Below are 15,585 nucleotides of genomic sequence, written 5' to 3' on the forward strand. Positions count from 1 at the left end.
CGGAGCGGGCCATTCATCCATAGAGGAGGCACCCTTGAAGGCGGACACTCAAACCATCGACATCCTGTTGTTGGGCAGCGGCGGCCGCGAGCATGCTTTGGCAGCAAAGCTCGCAGCATCACCGCGCGCCGGCAAGCTCTACATTGCGCCGGGTAACGGCGGCACCGCGAGCTGCGGCGAGAACGTTGTTCTCGAAGACTGCGATCCCGCGGCCGTGGCGGCGTTTGCTCAGAGCCACGGATGCGGACTCGTGGTAATTGGCCCCGAGGCTCCGCTCGTGGCGGGCGTGGCCGACGCCGTGCGCGCGGCGGGTATTCCCTGCTTTGGCCCGGGTGCCGAGGGCGCCCAGATGGAGGGCTCCAAGCTGTTCTCCAAGCAGCTCATGGAGCGTGCGGGCATTCCGACGGCAGCCTATGGTTCGTTTACCGACGAGGCTTCGGCTCTCGCCTACGTGCGCGAGCAGGGCGCCCCGCTGGTCGTCAAGGCCGACGGCCTTGCCGCGGGCAAGGGCGTTATCGTGGCGACCGAACTTGAGCAGGCCGAGGAGGCCGTGCGCGAGTGCTTTGGCGGCACCTTTGGCGATGCCGGCAGCACCGTGGTCATCGAGGAGATGCTGACCGGTCCCGAGTGCTCGCTGCTGGCCTTTACCGACGGCAAGACCGTGCGCCCCATGGCCACTTCGCAGGACCACAAGCGCGCGCTCGAGGGCGACAAGGGCCCCAACACCGGTGGCATGGGCGTCTACAGCCCGGTGCCCATCGTGACCGATGAAGAGCACGCCACGATGGTGGCGGTCATGGAGCAGACCGTGGCCGAGCTTGCTGCCGAGGGCATCGACTACCGCGGCTGCCTGTATGGCGGCTTTATGCTCACCCCCGCCGGCCCCAAGGTGCTGGAGTTCAACGCCCGCTTTGGTGATCCCGAGACTCAGGTTGTGCTGCCGCGCCTTAAGAACGACCTGGTCGAGGTCATGCTCGCCTGCGCCAACTGCGAGCTCGATCAGATTGAGCTCGACTGGCGTGACGAGTGGGCCGTGGCCGTTGTCCTGACGAGCGCGGGCTATCCCGGCAGCTACGAGAAGGGCAAGGTCATCACTGGCATTGAGGATGCCGAGGCCATGGAGAACGTGACCGTTTACCACGCGGGTACTGCCGTGGTGGACGGCCAGCTCGTGACCAATGGTGGCCGCGTGCTTGCCGTGACCGCTCTGGGCGACACGTTTGAGAACGCTCGCAACCTTGCCTACGAGGCTTGCGAGAAGATTGATTTTGAGGGCAAGACCCTGCGTCACGACATCGGCCTGCGCGCGCTGCGCGGCCGCGACGCCTGGGATGCCTAAAATCCGAGAGGAATGAGACGGATGGACGAGAAGAACGAAGAGCTCGTGGACGCGCAGATCGTCGAAGAGGACAGCCGCATGTATGGGCACGCCGAGGGCGAGCCTGGTGGCGAGGTCGCTGACGAGCCGGCGCTGGTGCTGGGCGACGACGACCCGCACGATGCCGAGCTGCACGAGAAGATTCTTTCGGAGGAGTGCGCCTGGAAGGGCAAGATCCTCGACGTCCACCGTCTTGAGGTTGAGCTGCCCAACGGTCGCCGCAGCGCCCGCGATATCGTTCGCCATCCGGGTGCGGCGGCCGTCGTGGCGCTGACCGAGAGCGGCAAGATCGTACTGGTGCGTCAGTACCGCACCGCCATCGACCGCGTGACGGTCGAGATTCCCGCCGGCAAGCTCGATCCAGGCGAGGATCCGCTCGATTGCGCCAAGCGCGAACTGCATGAGGAGACGGGCTTTAGGGCTGGTCGTATTCGCTTTTTGACGTCGATTGTCACGTCCTGCGGTTTTTGCGATGAGATCATCCGCATCTACTTGGCTACCAAGCTCGAGTTTGATGCGCCCAACCCCGATGATGACGAGTTTGTCAACGTGGACCTGGTGCCGCTGCACGAGCTGATCGACGCCGTGCTCGACGGCAAGATCGAAGACGCCAAGACCGTCGTAGGCGCGCTTGCCTGCGACAGCATCGCGCACCGCTTGGGTGGGGCCGATCTTTAACGAGCGGGGATGATCCCGCAGGTTTGTGTAAGTCAGCGAAAGTGCTCCAATTGAGACAAGGTGGCCTAAAAGAGGAGGGAAGCGTATGGATATACGCGACCGACGATTGAAGGCCAGATTGTCCAAATGGAGCACTTGCAGCGTCGAGACGAAACGCGGTTTGGTAAAACCGCGTAAGGTGACTATGTTTAAGAGGTTTCTTTCTTACTACGAGCCCCAGATGGGGCTTTTTGTTGCTGATACTGTTTGCGCTCTGGTGCTTGCCGCCATTGACCTGGCGTTCCCCATTATCCTGCGCAATTTGACCGGTGGGCTATTTACTCAGGGTCAGGCTGCCATTATGCAGGCGCTCGGCATGATCGCGGTGGGCTTGGTGTTGATGTATGCCGTCCGCTGCGCCTGCCGCTACTTTGTGAGCTATTGGGGTCACGTGATGGGCGCGCGCATGGAGTCCAAGATGCGCGAGGACCTGTTCGACCAGTATGAGCGCTTCAGCTTTGCGTACTTCGACCGCAACAGCTCGGGCGACATGATGAGCCGCGTGGTCAACGACCTGTTCGATATCTGCGAGGCGGCGCATCACGTGCCCGAGTGGATCATCATCTGCGGCATCGAGATTATCGGCTCGTTTGTGATCCTCTTTACCATCGCCCCGGTGCTGGCGCTCGCCATGGCCGTGGTGACGGCGGCGTTTTCGGCCATCATGTTTTGGCAGAACATGCGCATGCGCGAGGTCTTTAGCGACAACCGCAAAAAGATCAGCGGCATCAATGCGCAGCTGCAGGATTCGCTGGCGGGCATGCGCGTGGTCAAGAGCTTTGCCAATGAGGAGACCGAACGCTTCAAGTTCCGCGCCTCAAACAATCGCTATCTTTCGTCCAAGGAGAACATGTATCACGCCATGGGCGTCTATACCGCGACGTATGGCCTGCTTTCGGGTGTGCTCTATGTGATCGTGGTGCTGCTGGGCGGCTGGCTGGTCGCCCAGGGGCAGCTGCAGGCGGTCGATATGGCGACCTTTGCACTCTATATTTCGCTGTTCTGCACGCCGCTCGAGACACTCGTCAATTCGGCCGAAACGTATCAGAAGGCTATCGCCGGCTTTAAGCGTATGGACGAGGTGCTCTCGACCGCGCCGGATATCCAGGACAAGCCGGGCGCCACGGATCTGCAGGTGACCGCCGGCGCCGTGGATTATCACGACGTGTGCTTTAACTACGAGGATGTTGAGCTGGGCGAGGGCGATGCCGAAGAGCGTCCCGTTATCGACCATATGAATCTGTCCATCAAGCCCGGGCAGACCATCGCTTTGGTTGGCCCTTCGGGCGGTGGCAAGTCCACGACCTGTTCGCTGCTGCCGCGCTTTTATGACGTGGCTGCCGGATCCATTAGCATCGACGGCCAGGACGTGCGCGATGTGACGCAGCAGAGCCTGCGCCGCGCCATCGGCCTGGTGCAGCAGGATGTCTACCTGTTTGACGGAACAATCGGCGAGAACATCGCCTACGGCAAGCCGGGCGCTACGGCAGAAGAGATCGCCGAGGCCGCCCGTCGCGCCAACATCGATGCCTTTATCGAGTCGCTTCCACAGGGCTATGACACGGTCGTGGGCGAGCGCGGCAGCCGTCTTTCGGGCGGACAGAAACAGCGCGTTGCCATCGCGCGCGTGTTTCTCAAGAACCCCAAGATCCTGATTTTGGACGAGGCGACGAGTGCTTTGGATAACGAGAGCGAGGAGGCGGTGCAGGAGTCACTCGAAGAGCTGGCACGCGGCCGCACCACGATTATCATCGCCCATCGTCTTTCGACCATTAAGCATGCCGATGAGATTGCGACCGTTGAGCATGGTCGCGTTGTGGAGCGTGGCACGCACGAGGAGCTTCTCGCCCGTGGCGGCACCTATGCCCGTTACTATCGAATGCAGTTCGAAGGTGCGCGTGCGCACGAGCTCGACTGATTGATATGACAGGAAGTTTATGGCTGACAAGAACCCTTTGACTCCGGAAGAAGTGACGGAGTTATTCTCCGAAATCGATGCATCCGGCGTCTTGGATCCCACGCTTGCCAAAAAGCGAACCGAGCGCATGCGTGAGAAGGAGGCTGCGGCCAAGCGCGGTGACAAAGCGGCGCTAGCGCAGCTGCGCAGCGAGGACCGCGCGAGCCAGGCAAAACATATCGACCCGCTGTCCGAGGACGATCCTTCGGGCTCGCAGGTGAGCCATACCATTACGAAGACCGCGATGGCCGTGGTCATCGGTATTCTGGTGCTGATCGTGGGCATGCAGATCGGCTACGGCGTGATGCGCCGTCTGAATACCGCCAACCTGTCCGAGAGCGTTTCGGTGGATACCGTCTCGACCGCGCTCAAGGGTGGACTCGAATGGGGCAACGGCTTTACGCAGTTCCCGCTCGATTTTTCTGTCGACGAGGCCGATGAGCGCACGGGCACGGTTGAGGTGACGGTGTTGGACACGTCGTCTGCCAATGAGCTCGAGCTGCTGTCCAACGGGCAGATCCAGGCCGCGGCGCTTGCGACCAACGCCCTGCTCAACGACAAGATTGACCGCGTGGTGTATAACGTTCACGCCTATATCGACGAGGATAGCAACATTCAGCACGATTCCTTTTTTGGCATGTTCCCCGCGCGGGGTCATCAGAGCGCCATTTTGACGTTTGTGTGGACCAAGAGCTCATCCAACGCCACGAGTATCGACTGGAAGATGCGCATCGTAAGCATGGACGACACCATTGCCGAGCGCATTCAAAAACAGGTGAACTCGGTTTCGTCGCTGATCGAGGACCCGGTGGTGAGCCAGACCAAGATTGACGAGGAAAAGGCCGAACGTGACCTGGAGCATCGTCTGCATGGCCGCGAGATTTTCCGCGGCGGCAAGCCCGATCGCTCACCGTCCGATCTGCTGGAACAGGACAAGAAAAAGTAAGACGCCATCATCCCGCGTGAGCCACAAGCCCCGCGGGATGATTTTTAATCCCCGTCCCAGAAAAATCATTATGCATAGAAAGTCATAATTATCATTTCGTAAACATTTCGATGAAATTAACGCCATGAGGCATGCTTGCGGTTACAATACCGCGAGGCCTAACTACACACCTTTAAGCCGGTCCTGTGAGACCGGGAAGGAGAATTATGGCGAACAACCATACCGCGGGCGCTGCCGCCCGCACCTTCGCGCCCAGCGAGCTTTGCCAGCGTATGCTGGCCAAAACCAGCAAGGGCACCTGCGGTCCCTGTATCCTGTATCTTGAGGATGGGACCATTTTTTATGGACGTGCATGCGGCGCCGAGGGCACCGCGACCGGCGAAGTCTGCTTCAACACTTCGCTCGAGGGCTACTTTGAGGTCATGACCGACCCGAGTTATGCCGGCCAAATTGTAACCATGACCTATCCGCAGATCGGCAATTACGGTATCGACGAGACCGATGTCCAGTCGGCCTTCCCCGGCGACGCCGCGCGCCCTGCGAGCGCTCCGGCTATGCGCGGCATGATCGTTCGCGACATGTGCGCCACGCCTTCTAACTGGCGCTCGGCCGTCAGCGTGCCGGAGTACCTGCGCGCTCACGGCATCGTCGCTATCGAGGGTGTCGACACCCGCGCTCTGGTGCGCCATCTGCGCGACAATGGTTCCAAGATGGGCATTATCTCGACAGAGATCTTCGACGTCGACGAGCTTGCCGAGCGTCTGGCCGCAGCGCCCACGCTGGTAGGCGAGAACCTGGTCAAGACCGTAAGTTGCCCCGCGCCTCACGAGTTTGTGGCCGCCGACCTGCCTGCCACGCATGACTTTGCGCTGGCTCCTGCCGCTCCTGCCCGTCACAAAGTGGTCGCCTACGACTGCGGTGTGAAGCGCGGCATTCTGGAGGGGCTGGTCCGCGCCGGCTGCGACCTTACCGTCGTGCCGTGGGATACGCCCGCGAGTGAGGTGCTCGACATGAATCCCGACGGCGTCTTTTTGTCCAACGGCCCCGGCGACCCCGATGCCGTGGTGGAGACCTACGAGCAGGTGCAGCAGCTGATCGGCAAGGTGCCGGTCTTTGGTATTTGTCTTGGTCACCAGATGATCAGCCTGGCCTGCGGCGCCCAAATGGAAAAGCTTAAATTCGGTCACCGTGGCGGTAACCAGCCGGTTATGAATCTGGTGAGCCGTCGCGTGGAGATCACCGCGCAAAACCACGGCTTTGGCCTGCTGTTCCCCAGTCTGGGCAAACTGATTCCGGAGCTTTCCGGCGGCGAAACCGAGCATGCGGCCGACGGTGACCTGCGCGTCTGGGTGCGCCGCGGCATCGCGCCGGTTGTGATGAACGAGCGCTTCGGCCGCATTCGCCTGACACATGTGAACCTCAACGACGGCACCGCCGAGGGCATCCAGCTGCTCGACGCCCCGTGTTTCTCGGTCCAGTACCACCCCGAGGCCTCGCCCGGCCCCACCGATGCCCACTATCTCTTTACCGCCTTTACGCGACTCATGGACGGCGAGGAGAACTACCTGGACATCGACACCGCGAAGGACCGTCTCGCCGGCTGGAATTTCGCCGAGTCCGAGAACGCTGCGACCGAGGAGAACTAACATGCCTAAACGTACTGACATCAAGCGCATCCTCGTTATTGGTTCGGGCCCCATCGTTATTGGCCAGGCCTGCGAGTTCGACTACTCCGGCGCCCAGGCCTGCAAGGTGCTCAAGGAGGATGGCTTTGAGGTCATCCTGGTCAACTCCAACCCGGCGACCATCATGACCGACCCGGGCTTGGCCGACCGCACCTATGTCGAGCCCATCACCGCCGAGTTTATCGAGCGCGTGATCAAGAAAGAGCGCCCGGACGCGCTGCTGCCCACGCTGGGCGGCCAGACCGGTCTGAACGCCGCCGTCGAGCTGGCGAAAGACGGCACGCTGGACAAGTACGGCGTCGAGATGATCGGCTGCGACCTGGCCGCTATCGAGCGCGGCGAGGACCGCAAGCTCTTTAACGAGGCCATGGCCGAGATCGGCCTGGAGGTCGCGCGCTCGGGCTATGCCTACAGCGTGGCCGACGCCGAGGCTATCGCCGAGCGCGTGGGCTATCCCTGTGTACTGCGCCCGAGCTTTACCCTCGGCGGCGCCGGCGGCGGCATCGCTCACACCCACGAGGAGCTTGTCTCCATCGTGAGCCAGGGCCTGGAGCTCTCGCCTGCCCACGAGGTGCTGGTCGAGGAGTCCATCGAGGGCTGGAAAGAGTATGAGATGGAGGTCATGCGTGACCACGCCGGCAACGGCATCATCGTGTGCTCCATCGAGAATCTCGACCCCATGGGCGTGCACACCGGCGACTCCATCACCGTGGCGCCGGCGCAGACCCTCTCCGACCTGGAGTATCAGCGCATGCGTGTCGCCTCGCTCGCCATCTTGGAGAAGATCGGCGTCGAGACCGGCGGCTCCAACGTGCAGTTTGCCGTGAACCCCCAGACCGGCCGCCTGATCGTCATCGAGATGAACCCGCGCGTGAGCCGTTCGTCCGCGCTGGCCTCCAAGGCCACGGGTTTCCCCATCGCCAAGGCCGCCGCTCGCCTGGCCGTGGGCTACACGCTCGACGAGATCGTCAACGACATCACCAAGGCCACGCCCGCCTGCTTTGAGCCCACGATCGACTACTGCGTGGTCAAGGTGCCGCGCTTTGCCTTTGAGAAGTTCAAGGGCACCGACCCCACGCTCACCACGCGCATGAAGGCCGTGGGCGAGATTATGGCGATCGGCCGCACCTTTGAGGAGGCCTTTGGCAAGGCTATGCGCTCGCTGGAGGATGGACACCAGGGCATTTGCGCTGGCGGCAAGGAGGGTGCCGATAAACTGAGCGACGATGAACTCGCCCAGGCCGTGGGTACCCCGACCGAGCACCGCATCTTCTTTGTGGTCGAGGCCCTGCGCCGCGGCTGGGATGTTGCGCGCATCCACGCCATTTGCGGTATCGATCCGTGGTATCTCAATCGCATCAACGATATGGTGCAGGTCCAGGAGAGCATCCGCGGCCTGCGTGTGGAGGATATCGACGCCGACGCGATGCGCCTGCTCAAGCAGTACGGCACGAGCGACGCCGAGATCGCCGCGCTGACCGGCTCGGACGAGCGCTTTGTTCGCGCTTATCGCAAGGGCCTGGGCGTGGTTCCCAGCATGAAGACGGTCGATACCTGCGCCGCCGAGTTCTCGAGCGCCACGGAGTACCATTACAAGACGTACGAGAACATCTACCGCACGAGCCCGGATGCCAAGAAGTGCGTGGCTCCCGACGAGACCACGCCGGCGGACAAGCCCAAGGCGATGATCCTGGGCGCCGGTCCCAACCGCATTGGCCAGGGTATCGAGTTCGATTACTGTTGCGTGCACGCGAGCTACGCGCTGGCGGCCCGCGGCTTCGAGACCATCATGGTCAACTGCAATCCCGAGACCGTCTCGACCGACTATGACACGTCCGACCGCCTGTACTTTGAGCCGCTCACCTACGAGGACGTCATGGACGTTATCGATGTTGAGCGCCCCGACGGCGTCGTGGTGACGCTCGGCGGCCAGACTCCGCTTAAGCTGGCGCGCATGCTCGAGGAGAGCGGCGTGAACATCATGGGCACCAAGCCCGATGCCATCGACTTTGCCGAGGACCGCGAGCGCTTTGCCGCCCTGCTCGACAAGCTGGGCATTATGTATCCGCCGGCGGGCCAGGCAACCTCGTTTGAGGAGGCCGAGGCCGTGGCCGCGCATATTGGCTACCCGCTGCTGGTGCGTCCGAGCTACGTGCTGGGCGGCCGCGGCATGATGATCGCCTACGATGCCGAGCATCTGCGCGATTACATGGCCGAGGCTGCGCGCATTAGCCCCGACTACCCGGTGTATCTGGATCGCTTCCTGGAGGGTGCGATCGAGTCCGATGTCGACGCCCTGTGCGATGGCGAAGAGGTCTACATCGGCGGCATTCTGGAGCATATCGAGGAGGCCGGTATTCACTCCGGCGACTCTGCGACCTGCATCCCGCCGTTCAGCTTTAGCGAGAGCCTGCAGGCAAAGCTCCGCGAGACCACGCGCCGCATCGCGATGGCGCTGGGCGTACGCGGCCTGGTCAATGTGCAGTATGCCATCAAGGGCGAGACCGTCTACGTGATCGAGGCAAACCCGCGCGCGAGCCGCACCGTGCCGTTTATCTCCAAGGCCACCGGCGTGCCGCTGGCCAAGTGCGCGGCGCGCATCATGGCAGGCGATTCCATCGCGAGCTTGGGCCTGCCGAGCGACGAACGTCAGCTGGACTGGTTCTGCATGAAGGAAGCCGTCATGCCCTGGGGACGTTTCCCGGGCGCCGACGTCATCCTGGGGCCCGAGATGAAGTCGACGGGCGAGGTCATGGGCATCGCCAAGAGCTATCCCGAGGCATACGCCAAGACGCAGCTGGCGATCGACTACAAGCTGCCCGACCCGAGCGCCGGCAAGGTATTCATCAGCGTGTGCGACCGCGACAAGCGCCACATCCTTTCGGTCGCCCGCATCCTGCGCTACCTGGGCTTTGACATCTGCTCTACCGAGGGTACGGCGCGCGTGCTGCGTGGAGGCAACGTGACGTGCGAGATCGTGGAAAAGATCAGCGGCCCGCACGACGGCGAGCGCCCCAACATCGGCGATCTCATCGCCGATGGCAAGATTGCGGTGATCATCAACACGCCGTACGGTCCGGGCTCGCGTGGCGACGGCTATCTGTTGCGCACCGAGGCGGTGCGCCGCGGTGTGACCTGCGTGACCGCGATGTCTGCCGCCAACACGTACGTGAGTGCCATCGAGGCGGTGCGCGAGGACCAGCAGGGTCACGGCAGCGCCAACGACATGGGCATGGACGTCATCGCCCTGCAGGACCTGCCGCAGCACACGGTGTAGATTGACCTGTCCGGCCGGGGCGGAGGGGGCCGAGTTTCCCCCTTCGCTCCGGCTGCAAGCAGAGTCGCTCAGTGGGAAACTCGGCCCCCTCCGCCCCGGCCTGCGGTGACTCGGCTGCACCGTGTGCTGCCGAAGGGGCTTTGCGCGATGACTAGGGCTGAATAGAAAATGAGTGTGGGCGCCGTCGTTCGTTTGAACGACGGCGCCCACGTTTTGGATTTATTGGGCTGTGGCGGTGAAGGTTGTTTTGTCGGCGGCGATGTGCACGTGCAGCTTTGCCTGACCGTCGCAGCTGATGAGCACGCCTACCTCGAACGGGGTTCCCGTCTTGTCGTAGGTCGAACGCACGATGCGCATCGCCGCCTTACCGGTGTTCTGTCCCAAAAGGCGCGCCTCATGCTTGTCGAGGTTGACCGTCTCGTAGACGGCATCGACGCTTGCGGGCAGGATGCCGGTCTTTTCCGCGATATAGGCGTAGAGCGAGCCATCCACGTCTTTGCGTGTGAGCTCGGGGCAAAGTGACACGGGGATATAGACGTAGTTGAGCTCCATGGGTTTGTCGTTGGCGAGACGCAGGCGGCGAATCTCCCAGACGGGTGTCCCCTCGGGCACTTTGAGCCCAGAGGCGATGCCGCGGACGGCCGGTATGCTTGAAAAGGCGAGAATCTGCGAGCTCGGAACCCGTCCCGCTTCGCGCATCCGCGCGCTGAAATTCAGGGCCAGGTCGATGCCGGGTGCTGAGGTTTGGGGTTTGATGAACGTTCCCTGCCCACGTTTGCGCACCACGCGCCCCTCGATGACGAGATCTTGGAAGCAACGGCGCACGGTCGCGCGCGATAACTCTAGCCGCTCACAGATTTCGAGCTCGCGTGGCAGCGGCGTCTTGGTGTCGAACGCCTGGCTGGCGATAAGCAGGGCGATTCGATGTTTAAGTTGGACATAGAGCGGCGTATCACCGCTGCGGTCGAAGGGTTCGGAGGCGAGAAACGAGATCATATCCATGGGGTACCTCCATGTCGTGGGCGTACGTGACATGGTCTGACACTGCGGAGCAAACCGGAGATGCCAGGCCCGATTCTTGCTGGTATGTATGGTGCATAAGGAACATAAAACATTTATCAGACAATCTACCTGCTATTTTAAAAATAATTAGAAGAAAAAATAATTTAGGCACAAAAATAGTTGCTACCGTTAACCGATGAATAGTTGCCGTTCGCAACTATTTTCTTGTACCGAACAGGCCCCGGCGCAACAATAATCTCAGCAAAAAGCAAAGCCGTGCGACACACGGCAGGTCGAGAGGAGACCGCATGCGGTATCTGGTAATGGTCAGTCACGGAACGCTCGCTCCCGGACTGCACAGTGTCCTCAAGATGCTCGGCAATGACGCCCCGAACATCTTGTCGACGAGTCTCGTGGACGGCATGGGCGCTGACGAGTATGTCGAGAACGTCAAGGCGATGCTCGCTCCCGTTGCCGCCGATGACGAGGTTGTCCTGCTTGGTGACATCCTGGGCGGATCGCCGCTCACCAATGCCATGAACACGCTGGCCGAGAAGGGCCTGCTCGCCCACACCATTGCCTTCGGCGGTATGAATCTGCCCATGGCTATGACCGCCATGATGGGGCTTGCCACCATGGACCTGGATTCCCTCAAGCAGATGATGCTGCAGGAGGGCAAGAACGGTATGTCCGAGCTCGTTGTCCCGACCGATGACGCCGACGACGAGGACGACGACATCTAGGCAGCGCATCCGCCCAAATTTTCGTGATGGAGCGGGGGTTAAGAGGAAAGACCCCCGGTGATAAAGAAAGGGAGAACGCATGATTTCGTTCATCCGTATTGACGACCGTATGATCCATGGGCAGACCGTTACCCGTTGGGCCCTCGAGTATCCCTGCGACGGTCTTATCGCCGTCAACGACGCTGCAGCGTCCAACCCCGTGCTCAAGGAGGCCTACAAGAGTGCCTCGGGCAAGAAGACGTTCGTGTGGACCAAGGAGCACTTCAAGGAGGTCTCCGAGAAGGTTCTCAAGTCCGACACCAAGTACTTCCTGATCACCAAGAACCCGCTCGACATGAAGGAACTTCTCGTCGATTTTGGCTTTAAGCCCGGCATGGACCGCATCATCGTCGGTCCCTGCAACGATCGTCCCGGCACCACCAAGCTCGGCAACAACCAGTCGATCACGCAGGAAGAGGCCCAGGCGCTCGAGGATCTCACCAACGCCGGCTACACGGTCGAGTTCGCCCTTATCAAGGAGAAATCCATTGGTGAGTGGCCAAAGTTCCGCGGTCAGTTTGGCTTCTAGTTAGGCGCCAGCCGCATTTTGGTACCTACAGCCCTGGGGGAAAGGGGCTGAGGAATAAAGAAAGGGGAAAGCATGGCAATCAATGCATTCCAAGCCGCGCTGTTCGGCCTGTTCGCCTGCCTGGCATCACTGCCTGGCATGGGTGGCACGACGATCGGCAACTACACTCTGGGTCGTCCTCTGGTCGCCGGCCTCATCGTCGGCATCATCATGGGCGATATGCAGACGGGCATCCTCGTCGGTGCTGCCATCCAGGTTGTCTACATCGCTCTCGTGACCCCTGGCGGAACCGTCTCCGCCGACGTCCGCGCCGTGTCCTATATCGGTATCCCGCTGGCGATCCTCGCCATCAAGAACTCGGGCATCGATCCCGCCTCCGCTGAGGCTGCCGGCATGGCCGCATCCCTCGGTGCCGCCGTCGGCACGCTCGGCACTGTGCTCTTCTATGGCACCGCCACCATCAACCTGGTGTGGCAGGGCATGGGGTGGAAGTGGCTCGAGAAGGGCGATCTCCACAAGCTCTACCTGGTCAACAACGTTCTGCCTTGGATTGGTCACATCGTCTGCTCATTCCTCCCGACGTTCATCATCACCATGGGCGGCACCGCCATGGTCGACCTCATGAAGACCTACATGCCCATGGACGGCATCGCGATGAAGACGCTGTTCACCGTCGGCTCGCTGCTGCCTACCGTCGGTATCGCCATCCTGCTCAAGCAGGTCATCTCCAAGCCGACGGACTTCCTCACGTTCTTCTTCGGCTTCACCCTGTCCGCTGTCATGGGATGCAACCTGATTGCCGCCGCCGGCATCGGCTGCTTCTTCGCCCTGATCAACTATGAGATCGCTTCGCTCAAGATCGACCTCGCAAACGCTCCCAAGGCAGCTATCGCCTCGGGCTCCGATGATGAGGAAGAGGAGGACATCTAATGGCAGAGAAGAAGAAACTCTCTAAGAAAACGCTTGCCAAGTCGTTCCGCAACTGGTCCTATGGCAACCTGACTTGCTTCTCGCAGGAGCACATGCAGACCTTCGGTTACCTGTGCGCCATGCTTCCGATCGTCGAGGAGCTCTACGACACGCCCGAGGAGCAGAAGCAGGCCCTCCAGACCTACTCCGCGTTCTTCAACACCGAGCCGCAGATCGGCACCATGATTGTCGGCGTCACCGCCGGCCTCGAGGAGGCTCGCGCAAACGGCGAGGCCATCGACGACGACGCCATCAACGGCATCCGCGCCGGCCTCATGGGCCCGCTCGCCGGCCTTGGCGACTCGCTGATCGTCGGTACCCTGATCCCGATCCTGCTCGGTATCGCCCTCGGTCTCTCGACCGGCGGCTCTCCGCTCGGTGCCATCTTCTATATTGTCGTGTGGAACCTGCTCATGTTCCTTGGCATGCGCTTTGCCTACAACCAGGGCTATGAGCTCGGCGGCAAGGCGGTCGAGGCACTGGTCGGCCCCAAGGCAAAGGCTCTTCGCGATTCCATCGTGATGGTCGGTACCATGGTCATCGGTGCAGTCGGTGCTACCTGGGTCTCCATCACCTGCAGCCCCAACCTGGTGCTGCCCGGTGGCGGCAAGTTCCAGGACACGCTCGACGGAATCTATCCGCACCTGCTGCCCATGATCTTCATCATCTTCTGCTGGTACATGATGACCAAGAAGAAGGTCAACCCCATCGTCATGATGCTGATCCTCGTTGTGATCGCATTTGTGGGCGTTCTCGTTGGCTTCTTCGATCCGGCGCTGAGCTACTAGTCATCATCCTTTGACCCCCTGCAAGGCCGTGCGGCCTCAACCGCACGGCCTTCTGATTTTACGCCGCCCTTCAAGGGCAATATGGCCAGCGACCTCCATCGCCTACACGACACCCGCTATATTGCTCTTGAAAGATGACGTATTCGATAAACGATGCACTTGCGCATGATGCACACTTTGCACGAGGAGGACCATATGCACGAGAAACACGGACACGACCTTTCGCGCGACGACTTGATCCGCGAGGCAAAGATGCAGACCGATGCTATTCAGCGGCTCAACGTTTGGCTGCGCCTGGGCTATTCGCTCGTGGCTATTGGCTTTTTGGTGGGGATGTGGGGTATGCAGGGCGGCCCCGGCTGGGGCGTCCCCGCGGGCATCGTATGCTTGGTGGTGGGCACTCCGCTTTCGATTGTGCTTAAGGTTGGCACGACCAACGCCAAAAAGAATGTTGAGCGTATGCTCGAGGCCGCGGGTATCGACGTTGAGGAGCTTATGCGACGCAAGAAGGACGAGCAATAGACTTCCGCGTTGGGGTATCATAAATAATTGTTGCGAATGTTAACTAATGTACGGCAAATGACGGTTTATGGCCCTTCTAGAGTTGCAAAGGACAATATCCCCAGTGGATTACGATGACGTCGCTCGAAAACTGATTGTGTACTCACGTTCCCTTGCCAAGGGATCCTTGAGTGCTGCCGGCGGCGCCAGTGTGGGCGAGGCACCGGTTTTACAGTATCTATCGGGTATTGACGGTGATGTTATTCCCTCCGAGATTGCCAAGAAGCTGAAATTCTCCCGTGCGCGCATGTCGCATATCTTGGATTCACTCGAGAGCAAGGGTTACGTTCAGCGCAGGACCGATCCAAACGATCGTCGGCGTGTGCTGGTGAGCATTACCGAGGAAGGCCGTGATTTCGCGGCGAAAAAAAATGCCGAGAGTGTGGCATCGCTCTCGAAGCAGCTCTCAGCGCTCGGCGAACACGATGCTCAGGAGCTCGTGCGCATCCTGAATAAAGCCTACAGCCTTACCTATGATGCCGACGACTACCTGGACAATCTATAAGGATAAAGACAGACATTTAGGTGCATCTTGAAATGCACCCGGGACAGTTGTGCCCATTGACTACCGTCAGCATCTCATTCCAAACCAAATCAGCCAACGTACGGCATAGCAATCTCCGGTAGGTCGCAGGGCGGCGGTCGAGCTTTTCTCTCGGGAAACTTCGCGAAGCCCAGTTCCCGAGGGAAAGGTATGGTCTGTGTAATACCAGATAAACAGTACATTTTTGCTAGATTGGTATTTGACTGAAGAACCAATTGGTATGGCTTATTAAGCCCACCTTGCCGTTGACGCTCATTTTACTGCCGCTGGTGGACTTCCGAACTTGGTTGCGCAAGTGCTCCCATATATTGATATGACCTAGTAGGTGGCTATCTGGTTACTACCAGTTGGCCCCTTGGTAACGGGTGGCCCCATTGTGCGGAATGTACCGAACATCCCCGTTTGATACGTTTTCCCATGCTGCCGGGGGGGCGTCCTCGGCACCTCAGC

At 60.6% G+C, this 15,585-nt stretch carries 13 protein-coding genes; 12 read left to right on the forward strand and 1 reads right to left on the reverse strand.

Annotation, left to right across the window (positions count from 1 at the left end):
• Window positions 1-34: 34 nt before the first annotated feature.
• The 6 genes from purD to carB all read left to right on the forward strand — a co-directional run bounded on the left by purD (window position 35) and on the right by carB (window position 9,960).
• Complete coding sequence (gene purD / locus DXB86_RS01035; RefSeq protein WP_117735842.1) at window positions 35-1,339, forward strand: phosphoribosylamine--glycine ligase; 1,305 nt, start codon at window positions 35-37, stop codon at window positions 1,337-1,339.
• A 21-nt stretch (window positions 1,340-1,360) separates the two neighbouring features.
• Window positions 1,361-2,056 carry an NUDIX domain-containing protein gene (locus DXB86_RS01040; RefSeq protein WP_199408739.1) on the forward strand — a complete coding sequence of 232 codons (696 nt, stop codon included), beginning with the start codon at window positions 1,361-1,363 and terminating at the stop codon, window positions 2,054-2,056.
• A 184-nt stretch (window positions 2,057-2,240) separates the two neighbouring features.
• Window positions 2,241-4,013 carry an ABC transporter ATP-binding protein gene (locus tag DXB86_RS01045; RefSeq protein WP_117735843.1) on the forward strand — a complete coding sequence of 591 codons (1,773 nt, stop codon included), beginning with the start codon at window positions 2,241-2,243 and terminating at the stop codon, window positions 4,011-4,013.
• A gap of 19 nt (window positions 4,014-4,032) precedes the next feature.
• Window positions 4,033-4,998, forward strand: coding sequence for a hypothetical protein (locus DXB86_RS01050; RefSeq protein WP_055251358.1), 966 nt, complete (start codon window positions 4,033-4,035; stop codon window positions 4,996-4,998).
• A gap of 206 nt (window positions 4,999-5,204) precedes the next feature.
• Complete coding sequence (gene carA / locus DXB86_RS01055; RefSeq protein ID WP_117735844.1) at window positions 5,205-6,644, forward strand: glutamine-hydrolyzing carbamoyl-phosphate synthase small subunit; 1,440 nt, start codon at window positions 5,205-5,207, stop codon at window positions 6,642-6,644.
• Window position 6,645: 1 nt separating this feature from the next.
• Window positions 6,646-9,960, forward strand: a complete 3,315-nt coding sequence (gene carB, locus DXB86_RS01060; protein ID WP_117735845.1) for a carbamoyl-phosphate synthase large subunit — start codon at window positions 6,646-6,648, stop codon at window positions 9,958-9,960.
• A gap of 219 nt (window positions 9,961-10,179) precedes the next feature.
• On the opposite strand, the gene DXB86_RS01065 is transcribed toward carB, so the two are convergent.
• On the reverse strand, window positions 10,180-10,962 hold the full coding sequence (locus tag DXB86_RS01065; protein ID WP_158551165.1) for a GntR family transcriptional regulator: 783 nt from the start codon (window positions 10,960-10,962) through the stop codon (window positions 10,180-10,182).
• A 308-nt stretch (window positions 10,963-11,270) separates the two neighbouring features.
• Between DXB86_RS01065 and DXB86_RS01070 the strand changes: the two genes are divergently transcribed.
• The 6 genes from DXB86_RS01070 to DXB86_RS01095 all read left to right on the forward strand — a co-directional run bounded on the left by DXB86_RS01070 (window position 11,271) and on the right by DXB86_RS01095 (window position 15,096).
• Window positions 11,271-11,705 carry a PTS sugar transporter subunit IIA gene (locus DXB86_RS01070; protein WP_117735846.1) on the forward strand — a complete coding sequence of 145 codons (435 nt, stop codon included), beginning with the start codon at window positions 11,271-11,273 and terminating at the stop codon, window positions 11,703-11,705.
• Window positions 11,706-11,784: 79 nt separating this feature from the next.
• Window positions 11,785-12,273, forward strand: coding sequence for a PTS sugar transporter subunit IIB (locus DXB86_RS01075; RefSeq protein ID WP_089572604.1), 489 nt, complete (start codon window positions 11,785-11,787; stop codon window positions 12,271-12,273).
• A gap of 72 nt (window positions 12,274-12,345) precedes the next feature.
• Complete coding sequence (locus tag DXB86_RS01080; protein WP_089572605.1) at window positions 12,346-13,203, forward strand: PTS sugar transporter subunit IIC; 858 nt, start codon at window positions 12,346-12,348, stop codon at window positions 13,201-13,203.
• Window positions 13,203-14,030, forward strand: coding sequence for a PTS system mannose/fructose/sorbose family transporter subunit IID (locus DXB86_RS01085; protein ID WP_117735847.1), 828 nt, complete (start codon window positions 13,203-13,205; stop codon window positions 14,028-14,030). The genes DXB86_RS01080 and DXB86_RS01085 overlap by 1 nt, the downstream gene beginning before the upstream one ends.
• Window positions 14,031-14,225: 195 nt before the next feature.
• Window positions 14,226-14,552 (forward strand): DUF202 domain-containing protein, encoded by a 327-nt coding sequence (locus tag DXB86_RS01090; protein ID WP_117584044.1) that lies wholly within the window; start codon window positions 14,226-14,228, stop codon window positions 14,550-14,552.
• A gap of 103 nt (window positions 14,553-14,655) precedes the next feature.
• Entirely contained in the window at window positions 14,656-15,096 is a 441-nt protein-coding gene (locus DXB86_RS01095) for a MarR family winged helix-turn-helix transcriptional regulator (RefSeq protein ID WP_158550938.1), read from the forward strand.
• Window positions 15,097-15,585: the final 489 nt, after the last annotated feature.

The organism is Collinsella sp. OM06-18AC (genome assembly GCF_003438785.1).
Classification (GTDB): Bacteria; Actinomycetota; Coriobacteriia; order Coriobacteriales; family Coriobacteriaceae; genus Collinsella.

Excerpts from the sequence above, each read along its gene's own strand:
- DXB86_RS01040 (WP_199408739.1), top strand. The coding sequence starts at position 1,361 with ATGGACGAGAAGAACGAAGAGCTCGTGGACGCGCAGATCGTCGAAGAG.
- DXB86_RS01045 (WP_117735843.1), top strand. The coding sequence starts at position 2,241 with ATGTTTAAGAGGTTTCTTTCTTACTACGAGCCCCAGATGGGGCTTTTT.
- DXB86_RS01050 (WP_055251358.1), top strand. The coding sequence starts at position 4,033 with ATGGCTGACAAGAACCCTTTGACTCCGGAAGAAGTGACGGAGTTATTC.
- carA (WP_117735844.1), top strand. The coding sequence starts at position 5,205 with ATGGCGAACAACCATACCGCGGGCGCTGCCGCCCGCACCTTCGCGCCC.
- carB (WP_117735845.1), top strand. The coding sequence starts at position 6,646 with ATGCCTAAACGTACTGACATCAAGCGCATCCTCGTTATTGGTTCGGGC.
- DXB86_RS01065 (WP_158551165.1), bottom strand. The coding sequence starts at position 10,962 with ATGGATATGATCTCGTTTCTCGCCTCCGAACCCTTCGACCGCAGCGGT.
- DXB86_RS01070 (WP_117735846.1), top strand. The coding sequence starts at position 11,271 with ATGCGGTATCTGGTAATGGTCAGTCACGGAACGCTCGCTCCCGGACTG.
- DXB86_RS01075 (WP_089572604.1), top strand. The coding sequence starts at position 11,785 with ATGATTTCGTTCATCCGTATTGACGACCGTATGATCCATGGGCAGACC.
- DXB86_RS01080 (WP_089572605.1), top strand. The coding sequence starts at position 12,346 with ATGGCAATCAATGCATTCCAAGCCGCGCTGTTCGGCCTGTTCGCCTGC.
- DXB86_RS01085 (WP_117735847.1), top strand. The coding sequence starts at position 13,203 with ATGGCAGAGAAGAAGAAACTCTCTAAGAAAACGCTTGCCAAGTCGTTC.
- DXB86_RS01090 (WP_117584044.1), top strand. The coding sequence starts at position 14,226 with ATGCACGAGAAACACGGACACGACCTTTCGCGCGACGACTTGATCCGC.